The organism is Saccharopolyspora sp. NPDC002686, from assembly GCF_040295745.1.
Lineage (GTDB): Bacteria > Actinomycetota > Actinomycetes > Mycobacteriales > Pseudonocardiaceae > Saccharopolyspora > Saccharopolyspora oryzae.
In genome coordinates, this window is record NZ_JBEOVY010000372.1 from 1 (window position 1) to 7226 (window position 7226).

Genomic DNA, 7226 nt, shown 5'->3' on the forward strand with positions numbered 1-7226 from the left:
AGGTCACCACCGATGGTGTTGCCCACGCTTCCGGACGTCGACCGCCTCAAGCGGCGCATCCAATCCCCTGACTACCGCGACTGGCGCGCGAAGGTCGAGAACGTCTACGGCTGCCTGCACCCGGTCCGCCTGTCCGGGCTGTGGCAGATCACCGACAAGACCACCGGCGAAGTCCTCACCCGCCCCGACGGGCGCCCGGCGCAGACCAGCGGCCACATCATGTCCCCCTGCGGAAACCGCCGCGAGAGCGTCTGCCCGGCCTGCTCCGACCGCTACGCCGCCGACGCCTTCCACCTCATGCGAGCAGGCCTGTCCGGCGGCTCCAAGGGCGTGCCCACCTCGGTGTCCGAGAAGCCACGGCTGTTCGTCACCCTGACCGCTCCCAGCTTCGGGCCGGTGCACAACCGCCGCACCACCTCCTCTGGGAAGCTCGCGCCGTGCCGCTGCGGCACCTACCACCACGAGCATGACCCGAAGATCGGCCAGCCGCTCGACCCCGAGGGCTACGACTACACCGGCCACGTCCTGTGGCAGGCGCACTCCGGGAAGCTCTGGAATGTCTTCACGACCAAGCTCCGGCGCCACCTCGCTCGGGCAGCCGGGCTCACCATCCGCGACTTCGGCAACCACGCCCGGCTGAGCTACGCCAAGGTCGCCGAGTTCCAGAAGCGCGGCACCATCCACTTCCACGCGGTGATCCGTCTCGACGGCCCGGACGGTGCCGTGGACACCACCCCGCCGTGGGGCACGGCCGAGCTCCTGGCCGCCGCCGTCACAGCCGCCCACGCCGACACCACCGTCACCACCCCCAAGTTCGGCGACGGCCAGGTGCTCGAACTCTCCTGGGGCGAACAGGTCGACATCCGCCCAGTCCGCCCCGCTGAAGCGCACCGCTTCGAAGACGACCAGGGCACGATCAGCGATGACCGGATCGCCTCCTACGTGGCCAAGTACGCCACCAAGGGCACCGGCAAGTCCGAAGCCGCGGACCGCCCGATCCGCTCCCGCGCCCAGATCGAGCACCTGCGCACCACCGAGCACCACAAACAGATCATGCGCACCACGTGGGACCTCGGAGCCCCGGAGGTCTGCCCGGACTGCCACCCCAACGGCGAGCACCAAGCCGGCGCCTGTGACTGCACCACGATCGACCACTGCGCCACCTGCGACAACGGCGGCTGGATCCCCGGACCACTCGCGGAACTCAACCTGCGGCGCTGGACGCACATGCTCGCCTTCCGCGGTCACTTCCTGTCCAAGTCGCGGCAGTACTCGACCACCTTCAAGCAGCTCCGCGAAGACCGCCAGACCTGGCGCTTCGAGCAGAACCTCGAAGAACTCGGCGTCACCGCCGACACCGTCGCCGTGGTCAACCACTGGGACATGACCTCAGTCGGCCACAACACCGACGAAGAACGCGAACTCGCGGCCGCCATCGCCGACCGCACCCGCCAAGCACGCAAACACCGCTACGCCACCGAGAGGAAGGACTGACCATGATCCGCAACCTGTGGGGAATCGACGACGTATCGGCCTACCTCGGCGTTCCGGTCGGCACGCTCTACCAGTGGCGCAGCCGTGGCTACGGTCCGGTCGGTCGCAAGATCGGCAAGTACGTCCGGTTCAAGCCTGATGACGTCGAGCGATGGTTCGAGGCTCAGGCCGAGGGGGTGGCCTGATGGCTGGGCGGCTTTCGCTGCCGCTGGGCAGCATGGGCGAGATCTCGGTGAAGCCGGTTGGCAAGTCGTTTGCTGCGCGTGTCTGGTACCGGCGAGTGGACGGCACCTACGTCGACGTGCGCCGTCGGGGCAGGACCAAGGAGCTGGCCAAGAAGGCGGTTCGGGATGCGGTCAAGGATCTCGTACCGGCTGGCGCGGCTGGTGCAGAGCTGACCGCACGGTCCTACTTCAGTGAAGCTGCCGAGCTGTGGCTTGCGGAATTCCGCAAGGATGCAGAGAACGGGACTTACTCACTGACCTCATTGGACACTTACGAGAACGTCTACGAGAACCACGTCAAGTCCGCGTTGGGGCAGCTGCGGCTGTTCGAGGTGAAGACCCCGGTGGTCAACAAGCTGTGCCAAGCCAAGCTCAAAGCGAACAGTCTGAGCCTGGCCAAGCTCGTGAAGGCCGTGATCAGCAACGTCGCCAACTTCGCGATTCAGGCTGAGGCGATCGAGGAGAACCCGACCAAGGACATCGCTCCTCTGGCCGAACGGCGGGCCAAGATCAAGCGCAAGAAGCCGCGGTCGCTGACCAAGGACCAGCTGATCGACTTCCTGAAGAAGCTCGACGCTGATGAGGAGGCCAACGAACGCGACCTGGCTGATCTGGTGCGGTTCTTCATCGCCACTGCGGAGCGAGCAGGCGAGGCGCTGGGCGTGCACTGGGAGGACTTCGACCCCAAGGCCAAGAAGCTGAGGATGAGCGGCAACCTCATCCGGGCTCGGGGCAAGGGCGTACGACGGAACGACGGCAAGACCGACGGCTCCGCACGCGACATCGGCCTCGCAGACTGGGCGGTGAAGATGCTCGAAGACCGGGCGGCTCAGCTTGGCGAGGTTGATCCGAAGAAGCCTATCTTCACCAGCACGACCGGCAGCTACCTCAACTACTCGAACGTCACCAACCGCGCGTGGAAGCCGTTCCGCGTGCGGGCCGGATACGAGTGGGTCACCTTCCACACACTGCGTAAGACGGTCGCCACGCTGCTGGCCGATGCCGGGGTGACCGCTCGCGAGGTGGCCGACCTTCTGGGCCACTCGCGGGTGTCGATGACGCAGGACGTCTACTTCGGGCGGGGCCAGCAGTCCCGCGCGAGCGCAGAGGCGCTGGCGTTCGTCGACGACGAGCGCAGCTCAGCATAGTTGGCAATTTTTTGGCAACTCGGCCCTACCAACACGAAACCCCAGGTCTGTGACCTGGGGTTTTGGTGGGGCGCCAGGGGATCGAACCCTGAACCCGCGGATTAAAAGTCCGCTGCTCTGCCAGTTGAGCTAACGCCCCGCGTGCCCCAGGTTACAAGGTCCGGACGATCTTGTGCGGTACTGGTGGCCGGTTTCTCTTCCGAGGCGGTCGCAGCCCGGCCGCGGAGCGGGCGATTCACCTGGTCCGGACCTCCACCCGCTGGTCACGGCCCTGATCGGGCAGCGGGAGCACCGGGTGCCGGAATCCCTGGTCGGCGAGATCGACCATTAGTTTGGCAAAGGGATGCAACCCCGGCCCGGGGTGCGCGTCTTACGGGGCAAAGGGCGCGGGACGCTCAACCTGATACGGAAGGAACACCATGTTGCTGAACCGGACTCGTACGCTGGGTGCTGCTGTCGCGCTGGTCGGCGGTGTCGCTCTGCTCAGCGGGTGCGCTCAGGGAGCGACCAACGCGCCTGCGCCGGAGCAGGGCACCAACAGCGCCACCGCCGAGCAGGCCACCGGCGAGACCAACGCCAAGACCGAGGCCAAGACCGAGCAGGCCAGCGACGAGACCAGCAGCGAGGCCGCCTGCTCCGCGGGCAACTTCAAGGTCGAGCTGAACGTCCAGCCGGACCGCCCGGGCATCCTGCTGCTGGCGGCCACCAACAACTCGAAGGAGACCTGCACGGTCAACGGCTACCCGACGCTGGTCGGCACCGACATGTCCGGTGCGGACATCGACGTGCAGGCCAAGCAGGTCGATGTCCCCGGCGCGCCGACCTCCTTCGAGGTCGCCCCGGGCCAGACCGCCTTCGCCGGGGTGAAGATCGAGACCGGTGACAAGGGCGACTCCGACGTCAAGGTCGCCACCGGCTTCAAGGTCGGCTTGCCGGGCAGCCCGGGCGCGGTGGACGCCGAGGTCGTCACCGACCCGAGCGCCGGCGGCTACCCCGAGTACCCGATCAAGTCGATCGAGGTCGGCTCCCTGCAGCCGGCCGCCCAGGGCGTCACCGTCTTCTGATCCGAAGAGCTCGAAGGGCGCTTCTCCGACTCGGAGGAGAAGCGCCCTTCGTCTTCTCAAGCAGGGGTGCAGTTGGCGCGGATCTGGGTCACTGCGACGTGGGCGCCCTCGCCGTCGGCGCCCTCCTTGTAGTCCTCACCGCGGTTGTGCAGCTTGATCGAGAGTTTGCCCTGGTCGATGCGGTGGGTGCCGAGGTCGACCCACTTGCCGAGGTTCGCGACCTGGTCGACGTCCTTGACGGCGATCACGTTCGCCCCGCCCTGGTCGAAGCTGTTGAAGATCGAGTAGTGGGCCGCGGTGGCCCCCACGTTGCGGCGGTCGCTGTCATTGGGGATGTACACCGAGAGCGCGCAGTCGGCCACCTTCAGGTCGCCGGAGACGTCGAAGGCCCACTTGCCGAAGTGCTGGGAATCCGAGGTGTTGGCCTCCCCCGACATCGGCATGGCGTCGAAGCTGCCCCGGCAACCGGCTTCGGTGCTGCCCCCGCTCCGGGTGTACCAGCCCTCGGTGCCGTTCGAGTAGTAGCCGACCGCCTCGTACTTCTGCTGCGCGTTGTTCGCACAGCCCGGTCCGGCGACCAGCGACACCCGGGTCGGCTGCTCGACCGGCGGCGGGCCGGCGTTCTGCTCGGGGGTGTCGGGTTCGGTCCGGACCGGCTCGCCCTGCTCGGCCGGCAGCGCATCGACCGGTGTTTCCGGCGGCGGCTCCTGGGCCGACAGCAGGGGGCCGTTGCCGGGCTCTTGCGGCTGAGGCGCGTTCATCCCGATCGCGACGTGCTCGTCCTCGCGGTCACCGGTCATCAGCAGCGCGATCACGAACGGCACCGACACCAGGACGATGGCCGCCGCCGCCAAGGCGATCAGCGAGAACTTCGACGGCAGGCCGACTCCCTTGGCCGGGGTCGGTTCGGCGGGCGCGGGCTGCGGCGGCTGCGCGGTGCCGGACAGGGACGCCAGCGGGACCTCTTCGTAGGAGGGCTCGGCCCGTTCGACCGGTTCCACCGGGGTGCCTTCCGCCGGGACGTAGATCCGCAGTTCCGGCGGCAGCGATTCCAGGGATTCGCCTTCCGGTCCGCGATTCGGGTCAGTTTCCGACGCCACTCGTATCACTAACTCCAGAAATCCGGGACCGGCGCCGATCCCCGAACCGGACACCGCTTTCCGTTCAGTACCTTATACTTTGGCCCGTTCTGGGGGAAACCTGCGCGGGGGAACCTTCATCGAACGTCAACAATCCGCTGCCGCGAACAGAAATGAAGGCCATGCGAGACCTCCTCTTCGTCGCACTAGTCTCGCTCTGGTGCTCGGTGGCCGTCGGGGTGCTCGGCGCCGTGGTCCTGTGGTTGATGCGCCGCAGTTCGCTGGTCGTGATGATGATGGTGCTCTCGGTGGTGACCGTCATCGAGATCGCGTTCACCTTCGCCGCGCTGGGATTCCTCGGGGTGTTCACCGAGCAGGCGATGATCGCCGTGCTGCTGGCCTGCATCCCGACGACCGCGGTGTCGCTGGCGCTGTGCCTGCTGCTCGGCGCGCGGATCCTCAACGGCAGCCGGAGCCTCGCGCGCGCCACCCGGACCATGGGCGAGGACGGGCGGTTCGCCGCCCCCGCGCAGTCCGGCTCGGCGGAACTCGCCGTGCTCACCCAGGAGCTCGCCGCGACCAGCGCGGCGCTGACCGCTTCGCGCGAGCAGGAGCGGGTTCTGGAGGCCTCGCGGCGGCAGCTGATCGCCTGGGTCTCGCACGACCTGCGCACACCGCTGGCCGGGCTGCGGGCCATGACCGAGGCGCTGCAGGACGGCATGGCCCGCGACCAGGACCGCTACCTGGGGCTGATCCTCCAGGAGACGCAGCGGCTGGACCAGCTGGTCGGCGACCTGTTCGACCTGTCGCGCATCCAGTCCAACTCGCTGACCCTGTCGCTGACGCCGGTGTCGCTGCCGGACCTGATCAACGACGCGGTGACCGCGATCGAGCCGCAGGCCCGCAACCGCGGGGTGCGGCTGGTGCCCGGCGGCATCGAGTCCCTCGACGTCCGGGTGGACGTCCGGCAGATCAACCGGGTGCTGGGCAACCTGCTCGGCAACGCCGTCCGGCACACGCATCCCGGCGGTGCGGTGACGGTGAGCGCGCACTCCGCGGACGGGATGGCGGTGCTGTCCATTTCGGACGCTTGCGGCGGGATTCCGCCCGAGGACCTGGCGAAGGTCTTCGAACCCGGTTGGCGCGGTGCGCCGGCGCGGCCGTCCGGCAAGGACGTCGGCGGCGGGCTGGGCCTGGCCATCGTGCGCGGAATCGTCGAGGCGCACCACGGCGCGGTGGCGGTGGACAACATCGAGGGCGGCTGCCGCTTCACCGCCACCATCCCGCTCGCCGCTGGTAGCGCCTCGTGAGCGTTTCGGGGCGCTATGGCACCCCGAAGTACTCACGATCTCTGACCAGCTGAAACGGTGCCCCTCACGCAGCCGTTAGAAGAGGTTCCCGTCGGACGATGCCCAGCTCGATGGCCTTGCGAGTCAGCTCGGCCTTGTTCCGGACTTCGAGCTTGGCCCGGATGCGCTTGACGTAGGTGTCGACGGTCGCCGCGGACAGGCCCATCCGGCGGGCCGCCTGCGAGTGCGTGTAGCCGTCGGCGATCCAGCGCAAGACCTCCTGCTCGCGGCGGGTCAGCAGCTGCTGCACCGACTCCGACTCGGCGCTGACACCGGTGAGGGCCGCCCGGGAACCGGACGTCACGTACACCGCGCCGCGGGCAACCACGGCCAGCGCGTCGTGGAATTCCTGCTGGTCGCAGCCGGTTCCGAGGAATCCCAGGGCGCCGGCCCGCAGCAGCTCCGGGACCTGGTCGAACGCCTGCTCCGGCAGGACCACCAGCACCCGGTAGGAGCGGCTGAGCCGGGACACGCAGTGCTGCAGCTGCTCGATCGGGGTGGCCCCGCCGAAGGCGAGGACCGCGACGTCGGTGAGCGAGCGCTGCGGGGCCTCGCTCAGCATCCGGGTGACCTTCTCCTGCAGTTCCGGTCGGTCGGCGAACACCGTGACTTCCGACAGCACGCGCATCAGCAAGGCGATTCACTCCCACACTTCGCCGGTTCGCGCCGGAGCACAGGCAGCTTCGACTGTTCGTCGCGATACGGCGGGAATTGTTCGGGGCCGTGTCTTACCGGCCATCTTCGGACACCGGGAACGCTACCGATGCCGACGTCGCCTGCGAAGAGTTGTCGAGCAGCTGTAAGGGATGGTCGGAAACGTTGTAAGAATCTGTAAGAAAGGGTCGTGAGTGCGTAACAGTGTTCGAAC

At 67.9% G+C, this 7226-nt stretch carries 7 protein-coding genes and 1 tRNA gene; 5 read left to right on the forward strand and 3 right to left on the reverse strand.

Translation table 11 applies throughout. From position 1 onward, the window contains the following. Positions 1-12: 12 nt before the first annotated feature. From ABTZ89_RS32820 to ABTZ89_RS32830, 3 genes are read left to right on the forward strand one after another with little or no spacing between them, the layout of a single operon-like run. Complete coding sequence (locus ABTZ89_RS32820; RefSeq protein ID WP_351052103.1) at positions 13-1494, forward strand: replication initiator; 1482 nt, start codon at positions 13-15, stop codon at positions 1492-1494. A gap of 2 nt (positions 1495-1496) precedes the next feature. Continuing rightward, entirely contained in the window at positions 1497-1679 is a 183-nt protein-coding gene (locus ABTZ89_RS32825) for a helix-turn-helix transcriptional regulator (protein WP_351045340.1), read from the forward strand. Next, on the forward strand, positions 1679-2866 hold the full coding sequence (locus ABTZ89_RS32830) for a tyrosine-type recombinase/integrase (protein WP_351052088.1): 1188 nt from the start codon (positions 1679-1681) through the stop codon (positions 2864-2866). The genes ABTZ89_RS32825 and ABTZ89_RS32830 overlap by 1 nt, the downstream gene beginning before the upstream one ends. A gap of 63 nt (positions 2867-2929) precedes the next feature. On the opposite strand, the gene ABTZ89_RS32835 is transcribed toward ABTZ89_RS32830, so the two are convergent. Further along, positions 2930-3005: transfer RNA gene (locus tag ABTZ89_RS32835), tRNA-Lys, on the reverse strand. A 280-nt stretch (positions 3006-3285) separates the two neighbouring features. Here ABTZ89_RS32835 and ABTZ89_RS32840 point away from each other — a divergent pair. Beyond that, positions 3286-3930, forward strand: a complete 645-nt coding sequence (locus ABTZ89_RS32840) for a DUF4232 domain-containing protein (protein WP_351052091.1) — start codon at positions 3286-3288, stop codon at positions 3928-3930. A gap of 56 nt (positions 3931-3986) precedes the next feature. On the opposite strand, the gene ABTZ89_RS32845 is transcribed toward ABTZ89_RS32840, so the two are convergent. Further along, positions 3987-5030 carry a hypothetical protein gene (locus ABTZ89_RS32845; protein ID WP_351052094.1) on the reverse strand — a complete coding sequence of 348 codons (1044 nt, stop codon included), beginning with the start codon at positions 5028-5030 and terminating at the stop codon, positions 3987-3989. A 161-nt stretch (positions 5031-5191) separates the two neighbouring features. Between ABTZ89_RS32845 and ABTZ89_RS32850 the strand changes: the two genes are divergently transcribed. After that, complete coding sequence (locus ABTZ89_RS32850; protein WP_351052097.1) at positions 5192-6319, forward strand: sensor histidine kinase; 1128 nt, start codon at positions 5192-5194, stop codon at positions 6317-6319. 64 nt (positions 6320-6383) lie between these two features. Here the strand turns inward: ABTZ89_RS32850 and ABTZ89_RS32855 are convergent, their stop codons facing one another. Then, entirely contained in the window at positions 6384-6986 is a 603-nt protein-coding gene (locus ABTZ89_RS32855) for a response regulator transcription factor (protein WP_351052100.1), read from the reverse strand. Positions 6987-7226: the final 240 nt, after the last annotated feature.